The 18,078-nt window shown below is 61.2% G+C and carries 18 protein-coding genes; 11 read left to right on the top strand and 7 right to left on the bottom strand.

The genetic code is table 11. The features are described from left to right. Position 1: 1 nt before the first annotated feature. The 3 genes from QCE79_RS31215 to QCE79_RS31205 all read left to right on the top strand — a co-directional run bounded on the left by QCE79_RS31215 (position 2) and on the right by QCE79_RS31205 (position 3,989). Positions 2–1,696: a hydantoinase B/oxoprolinase family protein gene (locus tag QCE79_RS31215; protein WP_309850801.1), complete on the top strand. Its 1,695-nt coding sequence runs from the start codon at positions 2–4 to the stop codon at positions 1,694–1,696. 61 nt (positions 1,697–1,757) lie between these two features. Further along, on the top strand, positions 1,758–2,837 hold the full coding sequence (locus tag QCE79_RS31210; protein ID WP_309850798.1) for an AraC family transcriptional regulator: 1,080 nt from the start codon (positions 1,758–1,760) through the stop codon (positions 2,835–2,837). Positions 2,838–2,939: 102 nt separating this feature from the next. Beyond that, positions 2,940–3,989, top strand: a complete 1,050-nt coding sequence (locus QCE79_RS31205; RefSeq protein ID WP_309850795.1) for an ABC transporter substrate-binding protein — start codon at positions 2,940–2,942, stop codon at positions 3,987–3,989. Positions 3,990–4,008: 19 nt separating this feature from the next. Here the strand turns inward: QCE79_RS31205 and andR are convergent, their stop codons facing one another. Next, the gene (gene andR, locus QCE79_RS31200; RefSeq protein WP_309850791.1) at positions 4,009–4,959 is read right to left on the bottom strand and encodes an anthranilate 1,2-dioxygenase regulatory protein AndR; all 951 of its coding nucleotides are present in this window, start codon (positions 4,957–4,959) and stop codon (positions 4,009–4,011) included. A gap of 206 nt (positions 4,960–5,165) precedes the next feature. On the opposite strand from andR, the gene andAc reads away from it, so the two are divergent. The 7 genes from andAc to catA are packed head-to-tail and all read left to right on the top strand — an operon-like array spanning position 5,166 to position 10,886. Beyond that, a complete protein-coding gene (gene andAc, locus QCE79_RS31195; RefSeq protein ID WP_309851250.1) occupies positions 5,166–6,431 on the top strand; it encodes an anthranilate 1,2-dioxygenase large subunit AndAc in 1,266 nt (421 codons plus the stop codon). 16 nt (positions 6,432–6,447) lie between these two features. Beyond that, the gene (gene andAd / locus QCE79_RS31190; RefSeq protein WP_309850789.1) at positions 6,448–6,921 is read left to right on the top strand and encodes an anthranilate 1,2-dioxygenase small subunit AndAd; all 474 of its coding nucleotides are present in this window, start codon (positions 6,448–6,450) and stop codon (positions 6,919–6,921) included. A 9-nt stretch (positions 6,922–6,930) separates the two neighbouring features. Further along, the gene (gene andAb / locus QCE79_RS31185) at positions 6,931–7,254 is read left to right on the top strand and encodes an anthranilate 1,2-dioxygenase ferredoxin subunit AndAb (protein WP_309850786.1); all 324 of its coding nucleotides are present in this window, start codon (positions 6,931–6,933) and stop codon (positions 7,252–7,254) included. Then, positions 7,244–8,461, top strand: coding sequence for an anthranilate 1,2-dioxygenase system ferredoxin--NAD(+) reductase (andAa, locus tag QCE79_RS31180; protein WP_309850783.1), 1,218 nt, complete (start codon positions 7,244–7,246; stop codon positions 8,459–8,461). The genes andAb and andAa overlap by 11 nt, the downstream gene beginning before the upstream one ends. Beyond that, positions 8,458–9,594, top strand: coding sequence for a muconate/chloromuconate family cycloisomerase (locus tag QCE79_RS31175; protein ID WP_309850780.1), 1,137 nt, complete (start codon positions 8,458–8,460; stop codon positions 9,592–9,594). The genes andAa and QCE79_RS31175 overlap by 4 nt, the downstream gene beginning before the upstream one ends. Positions 9,595–9,612: 18 nt before the next feature. After that, entirely contained in the window at positions 9,613–9,903 is a 291-nt protein-coding gene (catC, locus tag QCE79_RS31170) for a muconolactone Delta-isomerase (RefSeq protein ID WP_309850777.1), read from the top strand. Between the two features lie 47 nt (positions 9,904–9,950). Beyond that, entirely contained in the window at positions 9,951–10,886 is a 936-nt protein-coding gene (catA, locus tag QCE79_RS31165; protein ID WP_309850775.1) for a catechol 1,2-dioxygenase, read from the top strand. Between the two features lie 358 nt (positions 10,887–11,244). Here the strand turns inward: catA and QCE79_RS31160 are convergent, their stop codons facing one another. From QCE79_RS31160 to QCE79_RS31150, 3 genes are all read right to left on the bottom strand, one after another. Next, positions 11,245–11,556, bottom strand: a complete 312-nt coding sequence (locus QCE79_RS31160; RefSeq protein WP_309850771.1) for a type II toxin-antitoxin system RelE/ParE family toxin — start codon at positions 11,554–11,556, stop codon at positions 11,245–11,247. Continuing rightward, entirely contained in the window at positions 11,553–11,822 is a 270-nt protein-coding gene (locus QCE79_RS31155) for a type II toxin-antitoxin system ParD family antitoxin (protein ID WP_309850769.1), read from the bottom strand. Before QCE79_RS31155 ends, QCE79_RS31160 begins: the two co-directional genes overlap by 4 nt. Before the next feature lie 860 nt (positions 11,823–12,682). Beyond that, positions 12,683–13,387, bottom strand: coding sequence for a GntR family transcriptional regulator (locus QCE79_RS31150; RefSeq protein ID WP_309850767.1), 705 nt, complete (start codon positions 13,385–13,387; stop codon positions 12,683–12,685). 284 nt (positions 13,388–13,671) lie between these two features. Here QCE79_RS31150 and QCE79_RS31145 point away from each other — a divergent pair, with 284 nt between their 5' ends. After that, positions 13,672–14,775: a porin gene (locus tag QCE79_RS31145; RefSeq protein ID WP_309850766.1), complete on the top strand. Its 1,104-nt coding sequence runs from the start codon at positions 13,672–13,674 to the stop codon at positions 14,773–14,775. Between the two features lie 74 nt (positions 14,776–14,849). On the opposite strand, the gene QCE79_RS31140 is transcribed toward QCE79_RS31145, so the two are convergent. The 3 genes from QCE79_RS31140 to QCE79_RS31130 all read right to left on the bottom strand — a co-directional run bounded on the left by QCE79_RS31140 (position 14,850) and on the right by QCE79_RS31130 (position 18,076). Continuing rightward, the gene (locus QCE79_RS31140; RefSeq protein WP_309850763.1) at positions 14,850–16,013 is read right to left on the bottom strand and encodes an aminotransferase class I/II-fold pyridoxal phosphate-dependent enzyme; all 1,164 of its coding nucleotides are present in this window, start codon (positions 16,011–16,013) and stop codon (positions 14,850–14,852) included. 81 nt (positions 16,014–16,094) lie between these two features. Beyond that, positions 16,095–17,330, bottom strand: a complete 1,236-nt coding sequence (locus QCE79_RS31135; protein ID WP_404989450.1) for a dienelactone hydrolase family protein — start codon at positions 17,328–17,330, stop codon at positions 16,095–16,097. 11 nt (positions 17,331–17,341) lie between these two features. Next, complete coding sequence (locus tag QCE79_RS31130) at positions 17,342–18,076, bottom strand: SDR family NAD(P)-dependent oxidoreductase (protein ID WP_309850757.1); 735 nt, start codon at positions 18,074–18,076, stop codon at positions 17,342–17,344. Positions 18,077–18,078 lie beyond the last annotated feature (2 nt).

Raw genomic sequence — 18,078 nt, 5'->3', positions numbered from 1 at the left:
CATGAATGAATCGACCGCCGCTTTCGACCCCATCCGCCTGCAAGTGATCTGGAATCGCCTCATCGCCGTCGTGGAGGAACAGGCGCGTCTGTTGATGCGCACCGCCTTCAGCCCGACCGTGCGCGAAGCGGGCGACCTGTCCGCAGGCGTATTCGATGCCCGCGCGCGTCTCGTCGCGCAGGCCGTCACCGGCACGCCCGGCCACGTCAACTCGATGGCCGCCGCCGTGGGCCATTTTCTCGATGTGTTTCCCCTCGCGACCATGCGCGCCGGCGACCACTTCATCACCAACGATCCGTGGCTGGCGTCGGGGCATTTGCATGACGTGACGGTGGTGTCGCCCGTGTTTCGCGGCGAGCGCGTGATCGCGTTCTTTGCGTGTACGTGCCATCAGGTGGATATCGGCGGCATCGGGCAAGGTCCGGACGGGCGCTCGGTGTTCGAAGAAGGCTTGTGCATTCCGCGTCTGCCGCTCGCGCGCGCGGGCGTGATCAATGCCGATCTCATCGAGATCATTCGTGCTAACGTGCGTACGCCGGACGAAGCGGAGGGCGACATCCTGTCCTACGTGGGTGCGAACGAAGCCAGTGCCGCACGTCTTGTCGCCATGCTCGACGAGTTCGGCGAGCACGACATGGTGCGCGTGTCGGATGCGATCATCGACCGGTCGCGCGCCGCCATGCAGCAGGCCATCGCAACGCTGCCCGAAGGCCGTTACCCGTACGCAATGCGCATCGACGGTTTCGATACGCCCGTCGATCTGGTGGCGACGCTCGAAGTAGCGAACGGGCGCGTCAAGGTGGATTTCGCGGGTACGTCGGCGGCGAGCCATCGCGGCATCAATGTCGTGCTGAACTACACGCGCGCCTATGCGGCGTTCGGCGTGCGGGCGGCGGTCGCGCCCGAGGTGCCGAACAATGCCGGCTCGCTCGAACCGCTCGACATCAGTGCACCCGAAGGCTCCATTCTCAACGTGCAGCGGCCCTGGCCGGTGTGTGCGCGGCACATCATCGGGCAGTTTCTGCCGGACGTGGTGTTCGGCGCGCTCGCGGGCGTGCTGCCGGACCGTGTGCCAGCGGAAGGCGCGTCCTGCGTGTGGGGCGCGCAGTTGCGCGGCGGCGCGGCGGCGTGGATGGCGGCGGGCGAGACCTTGCCCGATGCATCGGCGGCGCAGCAGCCTCGCGCGTTCGAAACGCTCTTCTTCAACAGCGGCGGTTCGGGCGCGCGCACCGGCGACGACGGCATGTCGGGCACCGCGTTCCCGAGCGGCGTGCGGGCCATTGCGTGCGAGATCGTCGAATCGCTTTATCCGGTGTTGATCTGGAAGAAGGAACTGCGGCCGGACAGCGGCGGTCCCGGACGCTGGCGTGGCGGGCTGGGTCAGCGGCTGGAGATCGCATCCGTGGATGGCGCGCCGTTCCAGTTCTTCGGCATGTACGACCGCATCGTGCATGCCGCGCGTGGACGCGATGGCGGCGGCGAAGGCGCACCCGGTGCCGTCACGCTCGACGACGGCACGCCGATGGCCGCCATGGGCCTGCAAACCGTGCCGCGCGGACGACGCCTCTGCCTCGACTTGCCCGGCGGCGCGGGCATCGGCGCGGCGCGCGAGCGTGACCGCGAGCAGCTGGCGGACGACGTGCGGCTGGGCTATGTGAGCGAGGCATCGGCAGCACACGCTTATGCGCTGCGTTGAATTTTGGCGGCGTGGATTGCATCGCTAGAATCGTCGTCATCCTCTAGACGATGGAACCGTCATGGATCGATCTTCACCAGAAAGCATCGGCGACGCACGCCGCGCCGGTCTTTTCCGCACGGCGCTCGCGCATTCGGGCGCGCCGCTGACCGAAGCGTACCGCCTTCTGCGCGACGATTCGCGCTGTGCAACTGCAACTGCACCGGCGCTGGGGCTGTACGGACGTATTGTCGATGTGCCTGGCGACGGCGGCGAAGGCGCGTGGAAAATGATCTCGATACGCGATGAAATCTACGTCGCGGTTTCCTATTGCCGCTACGCGCATGCCCGCACCGAGCCCGTGCCGCCGGAAGGCCTGATCGAATTCCACTATCTCGTGACCGGCATGGCGAGCGTCGGCGTCGACGATGCGGACGACGTGCAGGTGGAAGCGCCGAACTTCATCATCTGCTATCAGGGCGCGGGGCTGCACTATCGGATCACCTGTCCCGAAGGCCCGCGCCGCGCGCTGGCGCTGTATGTGTCATCGTCCTTTTTTCAGCGTCTGCTCGACGCGCTCGGCCCGGAAGGCGACGACATTCGCGCGCGCCTTGCCGCCGTGAAGCCCGACGAACTCTACAACCTCCAGATGCGCCTCACGCTGGACGCCGTGCAGGCCATCGAGCGGCTGCTTGCGAGTCCGCATCGGGGTGTGCGCGATCTGCTGTTCGTCGAAGCGAAATGCATGGAGATTCTGTACGCGAGCGTCGGCGTGTGGATCGACAGCCTGAATAGCGACGCGCCCGACGAAATTCTCTCGTCGCGCGATCTCATGCTGATGGAACGCGCCCGCGCGATGATCGACACGGACCTCAAAAAGACCATGACCATTCCCGACCTGGCGCGCGCGGTCGGCACCAATTCGTCCAAGCTCAAGCGCGGCTTCAAGTTTCTGCATGGCGTGACCGTGTTCGATTACAGCTTGCGGCGGCGCATGCAGGAGGCCTTGCGTCTGCTCGTCGATGACCGGCAGTCCGTGGGCGAAGTAGCGGCGGCGGTCGGCTACCAGCATCCGACGAGCTTCACGACATCGTTTCGCGACTTCTACGGCTTCGCGCCCAAGGATGCGCGCCATCTGCGCGGCGCGAAACGGCCCGAATAGATATGTAATCGGAATTTTCTTTTTTGGCGATGTGGGCGGTGGGCCCTCGCATGCCAACAATGAGTCCGTTGCTACCCTGTCTCTTTTCAAGGCCCACACGATATGAAACTGTTTGGCGAATGCATTCGAAGATCCAGCGCACAGCGGCGCGCGCCGGCAGTGCTGTTGGCGGCGGTGACGTTCGGATTGAGCGCGCTGGCCACGATGGACGCACACGCGCAGGCCGCTGCGGCAGCGCCGACGCCCGCGCCGATTGTGGTCGGCATTGCGAATTTCGGTCCTCATCCGGCGCTGTCGCGCACGATCCAAGGCTTCAAGGACGAGATGCAGACGCATGGCTATACAGAAAATAAAAACGTGCGCTACGCCTACAGCGACGCGAACTTCACACCCAGCCTGATTCCGCAGACGCTGGCGCAGATCGAAGCGCAGCATCCGTCCGTGATCCTGACGGTGACGACGCCGGTCACGCAGGCCGCCGTGCGCAACATCGCCAACCAGAACATTCCGCTGGTCTTCTCGCAGGTGACGGATCCGGTGAAGGCGGGCATCGTGCCGGACTGGAAGCATGGCAGCAACCGCATCAACGGCACGTCGAGCGTGACGGATTACGACGCGGTGCTCGCGTTTGCCAAAAAGGTCTTTCCGAAAGCGAAGAAATTCGGCGTGCTGTACAACTCTGGCGAAGTCAACGATGTCGCGGCCATCGCCAGCCTCAAGGCAGCCGCCGCAAAAGCCGGTCTGGAGATAATGGCGACCTCTGCGGATTCGACCGTCGATGTGCCGCAACGCGCCAGCTCGCTGCAGGGTATCGACTTCTTTTATGCGATCGGCTCCAGCCTGATTCAGTCGTCGCTGCCGGCGGTCGCTTCCGTGGTCGATCAGCGGCACGTGCCCATTCTGAGCGCGGAACACGAACTGATCCGCAAGGGCGACATTATCGCGGTGGCATATGCGCCGTCGTACGAATCGCAGGGCGCCCACGCCGCCGACATGGCCTTGCAGATGCTCAAGGGCGTCAAGCCATCGGCGATGCCGGTCTATGTCGCGGTGCCAGCGGATTACAAGGCGCTGATCAATCGCCGCAAGATGAAGGCGCTCGGTCTGGCGGTTCCGGCGGAACTGGCCAACTGCGATTGCTTTGTGAACTGAACGCCATCGTCCGCCATCGTCAGGACGCCTGCCCACGTCTGCGCAACGTCTCCGAAGGCATCTCTCCGAACGTCTTCGCATACGCAATCGAGAACCGCCCGAGGTGAAAGAAGCCGCAAGCCAGCGCGATATCCGCGACACGCGCTTGCGGCCCGGCGGCCAGCAGCGCGTCGCGTGCCTGCTGCATGCGGACGTCGCGCACGAACTGCATGGGGCTGACACCGCGCACGGCCTGAAAGCGCTCACGCAAGGTGCGCGCCGACACGCCCGCCGCGCTCGCGATATCTTCCAGTTGCAATGCATCGCCCGCATGTGTGCGGATGAACTCTTCCGCGCGCTTCACGAAAGCCGGCGCCACCGACGGGAGCGCGCCCGGTGCGCCCGGCAATGCACCGGCGAGCAGATCGATCAGCAGCCGTTCCATATGCCCGGCAATCTGCATATTCGACCGCGCGCTTTCCAGCAGCGCCGCTGAACTCGTCAGCGCGCGCAATTGCTGCATCCATCCCTGCAAGGCCGGACTGTCGATGGACACGCCCGGTTCATGCGACCCTCCCGCCTTTCTGAACGCATCCGCGTCGATGCGCAGGACGAACTGCTCGCAATCCGACGACAACCACGCATCGAACGGCTGACCGGGCGCGCACAGCACGGCGTTGTTGCGATCGACGTCGAGCGTGGCATCGAGCGTGCGGACCCGGGCATGACCCGAGAGGCAGAACATCAGGAGGTAGTAGCCATCGACGGATTCGACATCGACATGCATGGAGGTGCCGAATGAAATCGCGCCCAGCCCGAGCCGTCCGACCTTCACGAAGTCCATGTACGACCGCCCGCACGCCCGTCCCGCAGGCTCCAGCACATGCGGCTGCATGACGCGCGAAATCAGATCGCGCGTCTCGTCGAGATCGTTCGATTCGAACAGCCGATAGTCGCGAAGCGCCAGTGGCGCAAAGAAATTCGGGGACATGGTTATGCGCGGAAAGCCCTTTCGTTGCAGTGCAAAAGACGTTGCAGGCAAGCCGGGCAAATAAAACCGCCGTTTATGGATAGTACGGGATACCGGATGTTTTTGGTGGATAGACCCGTCATTGTCTCTCTCCAAAAATGCGATGACACCGTGACGTTCCGATCACGCCGACCCGCAACAGGAGAACTTCCGTGGAAACGGCAGAACTGGTATTTCGCCCTCAGAATCCGCCCGATTCGCCCGATTCGGCTCATGTCCACTTTCCGCACGACGACGGCTCGCGCGTGCCCTACAAAGTCTTCAGTTCGCAGGCCGTCTATGACCGCGAACAGGAGCGCATCTTTCGCGGGGCCACTTGGAACTTCGTTGCGCTGGAAGCGGAAATTCTCAACGCAGGCGACTACAAGAGCACCTTCGTGGGCGACACGCCCGTCGTCGTCACGCGTCTGGAAGACGGCGGTCTCGCCGCGTGGGTGAACCGCTGCGCGCATCGCGGTGCATCCGTGTGCCGAAAATCGCGCGGCAATGCCACGTCGCATACGTGCGTGTACCACCAGTGGAGTTTCGACAACAGCGGCATTCTGCTCGGCGTGCCGTTCCGGCGCGGACAGAAGGGCATGACCGGCATGCCCGCCGATTTCGACCCGAAAAATCACAGTCTGCGCAAGCTGCGCGTGGAAAGCTACAAGGGCCTCGTATTCGCCAGCTTCAGCGATGAAGTCGCGCCGCTGCCCGACTACCTCGGCGCGGAAATGCGTCCGTGGATCGACCGCATCTTTCACAAGCCGATCGAATATCTCGGCTGCACGCGCCAGTATTCGAAGTCGAACTGGAAGCTGTACTTCGAGAACGTGAAGGACCCGTACCACGCGAGCATGCTGCATCTGTTCCATACGACCTTCAACATCTTCCGCGTCGGCATGAAGGCGCGTTCCATTCCGGATGCGTCGCATGGCCTGCACAGCATCATCACGGTGACGAAGACGGGCGAGGACACGTCGTCCGCGTACAAGCAACAGAACATCCGCTCGTTCAATGAAGGCTTCGCGCTCGAAGACGATTCCATCCTCGGTCTCGTCTCCGAATATGAAGAAGACACGACAAACCATATTCAGCCGATCTTCCCGCAACTCGTCATCCAGCAGATCCACAACACGCTCGTCGCGCGTCAGTTGCTGCCGAAAGGGCCGAACAACTTCGAGCTGGTTTTCCACTTCTTCGGCTATGCGGACGACACGCCCGAGCTTCGCGCATTGCGCATCAAGCAGGCGAATCTCGTCGGCCCGGCAGGCTATATCTCGATGGAAGACACCGAGGCGACCGAACTCGTCCAGCGCGGCACCGTGCGCGATGCGGATGCGACCTCCGTCATCGAAATGTCGCGCGGCAACCCGGACCAGCAGGACACGGTCATTACCGAAAGCCTGATCCGCAAGTTCTGGGTCGGTTATCAGAAGCTGATGGGCTATTGAGGCGGCGAGGCAAGAAATGGAACAGATGAAGCAGTGGTTCGAATTGCATATCCTGCAGGATCAATACATCAACGCGCTCGATAACGACAAGCTCGAAGCGTGGCCCGCGCTCTTCACGGAGGACTGTCTCTACGAGATCGTGCCGAAAGAAAACGCGGACCTGGGCTTACCGGTGGGCATCATCCATTGCACGAACCAGAAGATGCTGCGCGATCGCGTGGTGTCGCTGCGTCATGCGAATATCTACGAAGAGCATAGCTACCGGCACATGACGTCGGGGCTCACGGTGACTGGCGAGACAGACGGCGTGATCGAAACGGAAAGCAACTATGTGGTGATCCAGACGCGCACGAACGGCGAGTCGAATGTGTATCAGGCGGGCAAGTACTTCGATCGCGTCGTACGCACGGAAGAGGGCTTGCGCTATCAGTCCAAGCGCGTGATCTACGATACGTCGCGCGTGCAGACACTGCTCGCCACGCCGATCTGAGGAGCGCATATGGAACAGCTCTCGAATGTGTGGCAGGTCATCGGCCATGTCGACGATTTCACGGAAGGCGAGCCCGCCGCAGTCGTTGCGGGCGATAAACCCGTCGCGGTCTTCCGCATGGGCGATGAAGTGTTCGCGCTGCACGACCTGTGTACACACGGACATGCGCGTTTGTCGGAAGGCTTCGTTGAAGACGGCTGCGTGGAGTGTCCCCTGCATCAAGGACTTTTCGATATCCGCACGGGTGCGCCGCGTTGCGCGCCGGTGACGGAAGCCGTGCGCGCGTATCCCATCCGCATCGTCGACGGACAGGTCGAGATCCATGTCGACTAAGCATCTCGTGATCGTCGGAGCGGGGCATGCCGCGCGCCGCGCTGCCGAGTCCTTGCGCGAACAGGATGCGCACGCAGCGATTGTCATGATCGGCGACGAACGCGCGTTGCCGTACGATCGCCCCGAACTGTCCAAAGCCGCGCTGCTGTCCGAGGACGGCGAAAAGCGCATCTTTATTCGCGATGCCGCGTGGTACGACACAGCGCGTATCGACGTGCGGCTCGGCGTGCGGGTCGACGCCATCGATCGCGCGGAAAACTGCGTCGTGCTGAATGGCGGCGCACGCATCGAATATGAAAGTCTGCTGCTTGCGACGGGTTCGCGCGTGCGTCCGTTCCCCGGTCATGTGGACGAGGGCGTGAAGCTGCATTACATCCGTACCGTGGAAGACACGCGGGCGCTTCGTCGTGCGTTGATGCCAGGCCGGCGCGTCGCGGTGATCGGCGGCGGTTTCATCGGGCTGGAGGTGGCGGCATCGGCGACGAAGGCCGGTTGCGCGGTCACGCTGGTCGAACCGGCCGAGCGGCTGCTCATGCGTTCGATGCCGCGTGCGGTTGCGGAGTTCATTCACGATTTGCATCGGTCGAAAGGTGTGGACGTGCGAACGGGCACGACACCGCTCGCGGTGCGTCAGGGTGCGGCCAGTACCATTGTCGAAACCGACCATGGAGCGATCGACGCGGATATCGTGGTAGTCGGGATCGGCGTGGTTCCCAATACCGAACTCGCTTTGCAAGCAGGACTCGCAGTAGAGAACGGCATTGTCGTGGACGCGCAATGCCGGACCGGCGATCCGTCCATCTTTGCCGCAGGCGAGGTCACGTCGCACTTCAACTCCCGGCTCGGGCGGCATGTGCGGGTGGAGTCCTGGCAAGTCGCGGAGAATCAGCCCGTGGTCGCTGCGGAGAACATGCTGGGTGGCGCCGGGCACTATGCGGAAATCCCATGGCTCTGGTCTGATCAGTACGACTGCAACCTGCAGACGCTCGGACTTTTCCATGCCGCACATGCGCTGATCACCCGTGGCGATCCGTCGAGCGGGTCGTTCTGCGTGCTGGGCCTGAATGAGGCGCGTCAGCTCGAAGCGGTGGCCGGCGTCAACGCGGGCCGGGACATCGGCGCGTGCAAGCGACTTATCGCTGCGGGCAATCCGCTCGATCCCGAGACGCTCCGCAATACGGCCATACCATTGCGAGGTTTGCTATGAGTCACGCAACGATCAAGCGTATAGAAACCTTTCTGGTCGATCTGCCGACCATCCGCCCTCACAAGCTTTCGGTCGCGACCATGCACGGTCAGACACTGATGCTCGTGAAAGTATTTTGCAGCGATGGCGTCATCGGAATCGGGGAGGGCACGACCATCGCGGGTATGGCGTACGGCCCCGAAAGCCCCGAGTCCATGAAGCTCGCAATCGATGCCTATCTCGCGCCCGCCGCAATCGGCCGCGATGCCACGCGTGTTCAGGACACGATGGCATACATAGGCAAACTCGTGAAGGTCAGTCACTTTGCCAAAAGCGCGCTCGAAACCGCCTTGCTCGATGCGCACGGCAAGCGTCTGAACGTGCCCGTGAGCGAACTGCTCGGCGGCCGCAGGCGCGAGCGTCTGCCCGTGGCGTGGACGCTCGCTTCGGGCGACACCGCGAAGGACATCGCGGAAGCGGAGCGCATGCTCGACGCGCGCCGCCACAAGGTGTTCAAGCTCAAGATCGGCGCGAAGGAACTGAGGACCGACATCGCCCACGTTGCGCAGATCAAACGCGAACTTGGGGATCGCGGCGCGGTGCGCGTCGACGTCAACATGGCGTGGAGCGAAACGCAGGCGGCGTGGGCCATTCCCGCGCTGGCCGATGCAGGCTGCGAACTCGTCGAGCAACCCGTGGCGTCCGCCGCCGCGCTCGCACGTCTGATGCGCCGCTTTCCCGTCGCGCTCATGGCCGATGAAATCCTGCAAGGTCCGGACAGCGCCTTCGAGATAGCGAAGCACGCGGGCGCGGATGTGTTCGCGATCAAGATCGAGCAAACCGGTGGCCTGTTCGCGGCGCAGCGCGTGGCGGCCATTGCGGATGCGGCGGGCATCGAACTGTACGGCGGCACGATGCTGGAAGGCGCATTCAGCACGGTGGCGTCGGCGCATCTCTTCGCGAGTTTCGCCAATCTGCAATGGGGCACCGAGTTGTTTGGGCCGTTGCTCATCACCGAAGACATCCTCACCCAGCCGCTCGATTACAGCGATTTCGAACTGACGGTGCCGAGCGGTCCGGGCCTTGGTATCGAACTGGACGAAGACAAGCTCAAACGCTTCACACGGGACGGGCTGAAGAAAGTCAGAAAATAAATCATCAGGAGACCGACAATGCTTTTCCACGTACGAATGGACGTACACCTTCCGCCCGACATGCCCGTCGATATCGCAGATTCAATCAAGTCGCGCGAAAAGGCCTATTCGCTGGAGCTTCAGCGAAGCGGCAAGTGGCGTCATATCTGGCGCATTGCGGGCGAGTATGCGAACTACAGCGTGTTCGATGTCGAGAGCAATGCGGAACTGCACGACATCCTAATCGCCTTGCCGCTTTTTCCGTACATGAAGATTTCGGTGACGCCGTTGTGCCGGCACCCGTCGTCCATCCGCGACGGCGATGCATGAGTGCGAGCCTTAGAAAAAGACCCCCAATATCAGTGGAGACAGAAATCATGAACGTCAAGGTATTTGTCAGTCAGGAAGTGCAGGACCTGCTCAAGGCCGCCACGAATCTCGAGAGCGAAAGCGGCAATGCGCGGGCGAAGCAGATCACGCATCGTTTGCTGGGCGACCTTTTCAAGGCCATCGACGATCTCGACATGACGCCCGATGAAATCTGGGCTGGGGTGAACTACATCAACAAACTCGGGCAGGATGGCGAAGCCGCCTTGCTCGCTGCGGGACTCGGACTGGAAAAGTTTCTGGACATCCGCATGGACGCGGCCGACAAGCAGGCCGAAATCGATGGCGGCACGCCCCGCACCATCGAAGGTCCGCTGTATGTGGCCGGTGCGCCGGTACGAGATGGCATGTCGAAAATCGATCTCGACGCCGATGCCAACGCGGGTCCGCTCGTTATCCGCGGCACCGTCACGGATCCGGACGGCAACCCGGTCGCGGGCGCAGTGGTCGAATGCTGGCACGCCAATTCGAACGGCTTTTACTCGCACTTCGACCCGACCGGCGCGCAAAGCCCGTTCAATCTGCGCGGCTCGGTGCGTACGGGCGGCGACGGAACCTATGAGTTCCGCACGCTGATGCCCGTGGGGTACGGCTGCCCGCCACACGGTGCGACGCAACAGTTGCTCGATGTGCTGGCGCGGCACGGCAACCGTCCGGCGCACGTGCACTTCTTCGTCACCGGCGACGGCCTTCGCAAGCTGACGACGCAGATCAATATCGAAGGCGATCCGCTCATCTGGGACGACTTCGCTTATGCCACGCGTGAAGACCTCATTCCGCCCGTGATCGACAAGACCGGCGGCCAGGCGCTCGGGCTGAAGGAAGATGCGTACAGGGAGATCGAGTTCAATTTCGTGCTGACGGCGACGGTGCAGGGCAAGGATAATCAGCTTGTCAATCGTCTGCGGGCAACTGTGGCTGTTTGAAATTTCGGCATTCAACTGTGCGGGGCACCGCGCCACGCGCAGTTCGTGTGCGGACGGACGACTTCAGAATCAGGCACGGTTTGGCGCAAACGGGCGGGTACCCGGTTAGTCAGGAGCCGCTGTCGGCAGCTTGAGAGACTAAGGATGTAAACGGGTCGGAAGCGCACATTCAGGCGCCCCCGCGATGACCACCATCGCGAATTTCAGTAATTGCAATCTAAACATCGACAGCTCGGAAAAGCCGACTGAACATGCATTCCATAAGGACTGCAAACTAACTACGTTAATGTTACTTATGTTGAATCGATTAATTTGCTCAATGCTTTGAGACGATCTGTACTCTCCATCTGTCAACGTTCTACCCGTCTTCAGGCGCAAGCGCTGCCTCATAATCTTGACCGCCGTAGAAGATGCCCAAGATCGAGACGGCATCTGTTTCTAACGTGTAGGCGATGATCGCGCGCTTGCGGAAATGAGTGATCCGAAGTCCAGGCAGTAAGTCGTCACGGGCGACACCTCGCGCTGCAAACGTATCGAGCTTCATGCAGAAATCGACGATCGAATCAACATATCGTGCCGCCGCTATCGGAGCGCCCGAGTTTGCGATGCGCTTTTCAAGTCTCCGCAGTTGATTAAGCGCTTCGGGCGCAAACTGTACGCGCCAATTCATTCGTGGCGCGTGCGAGATTTTTTCAGCTCGGCACGTACCTGATCGGCTGATAGTGCACGGCTCGGATCATCTTGAAGCGCTTGCGCTGCAGGAACCACTTCGTTTCGTAACCACACCTCGACGGCACGGTCACGCTCACGCAGCGCGCGAAGCGCGTCTCTCAGCACTTCGCTGTCTGAGGCGTAATCGCCGCTTGCAACTTTTGTGCGGACGAACTCGGCCATCTCATTAGGCAAAGTGATGCTCATCTGCTGCGTCGTTCTCATTGCCGCCTCCTTCAGTAGGATTCAATCCTACTCGTTTCTGAGCGCGTCTGCAACGGTCCTACGTGGGATGCCTTTTTGCCTAACCTCCAACCGCCGTAATAAAAAAAGTGGCAATGCTTTTATACACAATCAGCGAATAGATGCGGTCTCGACCAGGCTGCGTGTCGGCTAGGTCGATTGTGAGGCTTGAAATCGGGCGGACCTGCCAAGCCCGCTGCCGGCCACAAGCCGCCGGTCGTAGACGTCGTTGGTCGGACGGTCAGGCGTCGGCTTCGCCCCCCGAACCGGCCATCCGATTGCCTGAGAAGAACGCTTCTTCATTGGTTATCGCCGACCTCGAAGTCATTCACATGCAACGGCAGGCGTTCGGCGAATTCTTAACGGCGAAGTCACGAGAAATAAGGGCAAGACCTCGCCATCCGCGACCTTGTCTACCAGAAGTTGAACCTACGCTGCAGACAAAGACCGCTAGAGCAGCGAAAGGAAGCAAGCGCGTCGGCCCGAAGAGTCTTTGCTGTGGTCCGCGATGATAGCCATCGAGATGGATCTTCCGGGCCGTGTGACGGCATGGACTGCCTCGTCGATCCACGCGGCAACAAGCAAGATAGACGGGGCGACAGCCGCTGTGCCAGCCCGACTCGCGTGCGGCCCCAGTCATTTGCACCGTTGCTGCTTTTGGTTCGACTGCACGCGTCACTTAGCTCACCAGGGGAGGGAGCAACGGCTTGCTGCCAAGCGAACTGCAAGCATAAACACGTTGCTTACCACGGCGTTGCCCATCAGACCCGTTGCAACTCGTAACGCTTCAAATAACGTCGTCACGTCGCGTTGGTCCGATCAACGTGAGCTAGGTTGCGTCCCTATCCGGCCGCCAAAACCTCTCGTTTCTCAATGGTTCTGATCAGAAAGTCGAACGACATGCGGATGTCCTTCTCCATGGCCTTGCGCGCGGCCGATGCGTTGTGTGCTTCCAGCGCATCCACAACGACATCATGCAAGTCCGTGCCCGCCGTGTTGTAGGGCACCTTTTCGTCACGCTCTACCTCTTCGGTGATCACGCGCATATAGGGCCCGCATTGTAGCCACACGGTTTCGATTAGGGGAGGAAGAACCGTCGAGCCGGATGCGCGATAAATCAGGAAATGGAAATCCTGATTTTTTACGAGACTTTCATGAATGCCATCGTGCTTGATGGCGAGTTCGTGTTCCGAAATCAGACGACGCAGGCGGCGCACCGCGGGTTCATCGATATGCTTCGCGGCCATTTCGGTGGCCAGACCTTCCAGCGCGATGCGGGCATCGCACAGATCGCGCAGATGCTTCTTGCTGATTTCGGGAACCTGAATGGTTCCGTTCGGCAGGGCAACCAATCCATTCTCCACCACCAACTGACGCAACGCCTCACGCACGGGCATGGCGCTCGAACCGAACGCTTCGGCCAGCGTTGCGACCGTTAGCTGCCGGCCCGGCTCGAAGCGACCCTGCATCAGCGATGCGCGCAGTTGCGCATAGATCGACTCCTGCATGGTGGATCGTTTCACGACGCGCGTGAATTGCTCGGTCATGGTGTTGTGTGATCAATCGATCATTTCTGTTGGTTGGCGCGGCTATGTTACCAGTTCTCCACGCTCCACAAAATGCAGCAATACGCATTTCCCGCCCCTGTTGTGAAGCTGTACGTCATTGCTTGACAAGAAATTTTGGTCCCAGAAAAATCCGCTCCATCATTTGATAATTTGATCAAATGATGGAGCGCCGCCAAAGCCTAGTTGTGATGGTGCGCGTCTGACCCACAACCCATCGCTCATACTCCTGGCACATGATCAGAACCACCACTTCAAGAACTCCATTGCCCCGTCCCCCATGGCGCGCGGCGCTCGCGGTCTTCGGCGCCTGCGCCGCGCTCGGCGTGCCGATGCAGGCGCGCGCGCAAAGCTCGGTCACGCTGTACGGAATCGTCGATGCCGGCGTAGCCTATGTCAGCAATGTCGGCGGGAAGACGGACTGGATGGCGACCAACTCGGTGATGCAGGCCAATCGGCTCGGCTTTCGCGGGGTCGAGGATCTGGGCGGCGGCACGAGCGCCGTCTTCGTGTTGGAAAACGGCTACAGCACGACCACCGGCGCATTGGGGCAGGGCGGCAAGCTGTTCGGACGTCAGGCTTACGTCGGGCTGACCGACAAGCGCTGGGGCACACTGACCTTCGGTAATCAGTATGACTTCATGGGTCTGACGCTCGGCATGTATGAAACGTCGACGTGGTTCCTCGGTCAGTTCTCGGATCACCCGTTCGCCAACGACCGTGCGAACGCCCAGCGCGTGCCGAATTCCGTTCAATATCTGACGCCGGTGTGGAGCGGATTTCAGTTCGGCGCGCAGTACGGCTTCTCCAATCTCGCGGGCGACATCAACGGCAATGGCCGCTCTTACAGCTATTCGGCGAGCTACACGGCGGGCGCCTGGAACATCGCGGCGGCTTATACGGAAGTGGCCGGCACGTCCTCGCTGCTGGATATATCGTCGATCTACGGGCAGCCGACGGGCCGCACCGTGCTGGGCGGAAGCTACTTGCGAACGATGGGTGTGGCGACGAGCTACCGTTTCCAGAAGACCTTCGTCTATGCGATGTACACACAGTCGCTCTACGCGGGCATTCGTGGCGTGGGCGTAGAGAATGCGCTGTTCCGCAACGGACAACTCGGCATGACGTATTCCTTCACGCCGTCACTGACCGCAGCCACCGGCTACACGCTCACGACGCTCGGCTCCACGCGATTCAATCAGTTGAGCACGACGCTCGACTACGCGTTGTCCAAGCGTACCGACGTGTACGCAATGGTGCTTGCCGAGCACATGCAGGGACATGACGCTCGCGCGTCGATCATCGGAATCGGCACATCGTCCAGCCCGAATCAGATCGTCGGGGATGTCGGCATTCGTCACCGTTTCTGAGTAAACGCAATCTATGTACGGAAAAACAGGCCGATTGATTATCGGCCTTTTTATTTAGTACTACATTTAATATATCAGAGCTTATCGAAAAAAGTGTGCAGGCGCTGCATCGCTTCGACGATTCGCTCTTTCGATTCCGACCCAAAGCACACGCGCAGATGGCCTTCGCCCGCCGCGCCATAGAAGCTGCCTGCTTCCACGACGACCCGCGCTTCAATGAGGATTCGGTCCGCACATTCCTGAGCCGACAGACCTGTCGCGCTGATGTCTGGAAACGCGTAAATCGTGCCTTCCGGCGACGCACACTGCACGTTGCGCATGGCGTTGAGGCTTTCCACGACGATCGCGCGCTTCTGCGCATCCTCGTTGACGAGTCGTTCGAGCATCGCGCGGTCGCCGCTCACGGCCGCCAGCGCGCCCGCCTGAATGAACGTGTTGACGTGCGTGACATCGTTGGCAGTGATTTTGAGCAGGGCGGGCATCACATCGGCGGGGGCGGTCATGAAGCCGACGCGCCAGCCATCCATCGCGTGCGACTTGGTGAACGCGAACATGGAGAGCGTGCGCTCTTTCATGCCCGGCAAGGAACCGATGCTGACATGACGCGCACCGTCGTAGACGATCTCTTCGTACACTTCATCGGAAAGCACCGCGAGATCATGGCGAATCGCGATATCCGCGAGCGCGCTCAGTTCGTCGCGGGTATAGACGCGCCCAGTCGGATTGGCCGGATTGACGATCACGATAGCGCGCGTTCTCGGCGTGATGGCGCGCTCGATCGCGCCGGCATCGATGGAAAAGTTCTTTCGATCCAGATCGACGACCACCGGTTTGCCGCCCGCCATTTCGATCTTGCCGATGTGCTGCGGATAGTACGGCGCCAGCAAAATGACTTCGTCACCCTGATCGATAAGCGCGAAAAAGGCTGCAAATGAAGCATGCGTGAGGCCGTTGGTCACGAGAATATCGTTCTCGGTCACGTCGAGCTTATTGCGCGTGCGCAGTTTGTCGGCCAGTGCCTGGCGCAGCGCGGGCAGGCCGCGCATGTCGCTGTAGTGAACGTCGCCGCGCAGCAGGGCGTCGATGGTGGCCTGCTTGATGGGCATCGGCGTGTCCGCGTGCGGGCAGCCGAGTTCGAGGTGAATCACATCGGATGTGTCGCCGGGCAGATTGCGGGCTTTCTCGTACATGCCGTACGATTTCTTCGATGTTTCGGTGATGCGTTTGGCGAGTTTCATGGCGTTGGCGATAACAGTGTCATGGCCCGTGTCGCGATCAACGCGGGCCGTTCGATAGCGATGGTGAATGCGGCGTGCGAATCAGACGGGCTTGTCTTCGCTCGATGCCCAGTTGCGCATGAGCGTGTTGCTTGGCAGACCTTCGTCGATCATCTTCTTTGCCGTTTCGATTCCGGCGACGGGCAGGCCCTTCGGGTCCAGCACGCCGATCTGAACGAGCACGGAGGCCTGATCCCAGTAGATGTGTTCGTTATAGAGCTTGTCGCCGCGAAAGCAGACCACCGCCAGCATCGGAATCTCGAAGTACTTTCCGGTGGGCGCGAGTCCCGGTAGCAGCCAGTCGATCTCGCGGTCGTGCGTGGCGCAGAACACGAATTCATCAACGATCCGATCCGAGCCGATCGTCCGCGACACCGGAATGAGTTGCGTGTCCGCCGGGTTCGCATCGACGAAGTGGTACTTGTAGAAGCGCTTGAGCTGGTCGTGTCCGACACCGCCGGTCATCGTGGGAACATGATTGACGTAGGGTTCGGCGACCATGGTGGGCATGACGGCATCGACATCGCGCGTGGCGAATTCGTAATAGCAGTGGCGCTCCCACAGCGCGTTCAGATCGTGGACCGGACCCATGACCTTGCGTAACAACGCGAGCGAGCGCGAGTAGGCCATCGTGGTCGCGGGCTTGTCAAAGTGCGGGCGCCCCGGCGATGCAAAGGCGTGATCGCATCCCGGATACACGTATTGTTCGATGCCCTGATTCGTCGCCAGCGCACGCATGATCGCTTCACGTGCGTCGAGCGGACAGAAGGCATCGTCACCAGCGAAGTGAAAGACCATCGGACACTGAATGGCCGGCACTTCGTCGAGATAGGCATCGAGGCCGACGCCGTAGTAACTCACCGCACAGTCGATCTGCGTGCGCGCAGCGGCGAGCATCGCGAGCTTGCCGCCGAGACAATAGCCGAGCGCGCCGATCTTGCCCGCATGTTCCGGCTGCATGCGCATGGCATCGACCGTGGATTCGATATCGCGCACCGCGAGGTCGATATCCACGCGCTCGTTGAAGCCCAGCGCCTTCGCGAAGTCTTCCTGTTCATAGCCGAGCACTACGCCCGGTTCCATGCGCCAGAAGAGATCGGGCACGAGCACGACATAGCCTTCTTCCGCATAGCGATCCGCCATGCTTTTCATGTACGCGTTGATGCCGAAAATCTCTTGCAGCAAGACGAGTCCCGGTCCGGAGCCTTGCGCGGGAACGGCTTTGTATGCCGCGAAACTCCGACTATCGTGGCTCTTGATTTCAATCATTTGACTCATGCGTTCCCCGCTCATTGAGGCTGCGCTTGCGCGCCACCGAGAATTTGCGCGTGCAGTGTGGTGCGATCCGCGGCCAGCATCCCGGCCACGCCTTGCGCCATTGCACCGATATAGATTTCGCGCGGTGCACCGCCGATTGCATCGAGCGTGGCATCGACGACTTCACGCGTCGTGAGTTTCTCGCCGATGTAATCGCGGCTCATGTCCGTGTCGATGGCGCCGGGCATCACCGCGTAGACGCGCACGCCTTGCGGCGCGAGTTCGGCGTCGAGTCCTTCGGTGAGCCGCAAACCCGCCGCCTTCGATGCGCATAACGACGTCATCGAAGGCAGGCTCACGCGTGCGAGCACCGAGAGGATGTTGACCATTGCGCCGCGCGATGCGATCAGATGCGTCGCGAAGGCATTGGCCATAGCGAGCATCGCGAAGAAATTCACTTCCATTTCGAGGCGTGCGCGCTCGGGCTGGCCTGCGTGCAGCGCGCCCGTTTGCGTGTTCACGCCCGCGTTATTGATCAGCAAGCTCACGTCGGATGCCATCGCCGCCACGCGTTTCACATCTTCCGGATTCGTGACATCGAGCGTGACGGGCACGACGCGCGGGTTCTGAAAAGCGTCAGCATCGGCAGCACGATGCGTGGCTGCGTACACTTTGCCCGCACCGCGTGCGACGAGCGTTTCGACGAACATCGCGCCCAGTCCGCGATCGGCGCCAGTGACGAGCGCGACAGTGTTGTGATCGATCATAA

This window comes from Caballeronia sp. LZ003 (assembly GCF_031451465.1).
In the GTDB taxonomy this organism is placed as follows: Bacteria; Pseudomonadota; Gammaproteobacteria; order Burkholderiales; family Burkholderiaceae; genus Caballeronia.
Note: the sequence above shows the minus strand (reverse complement) of the source record. Positions and strands in the feature narration are given on the sequence as shown.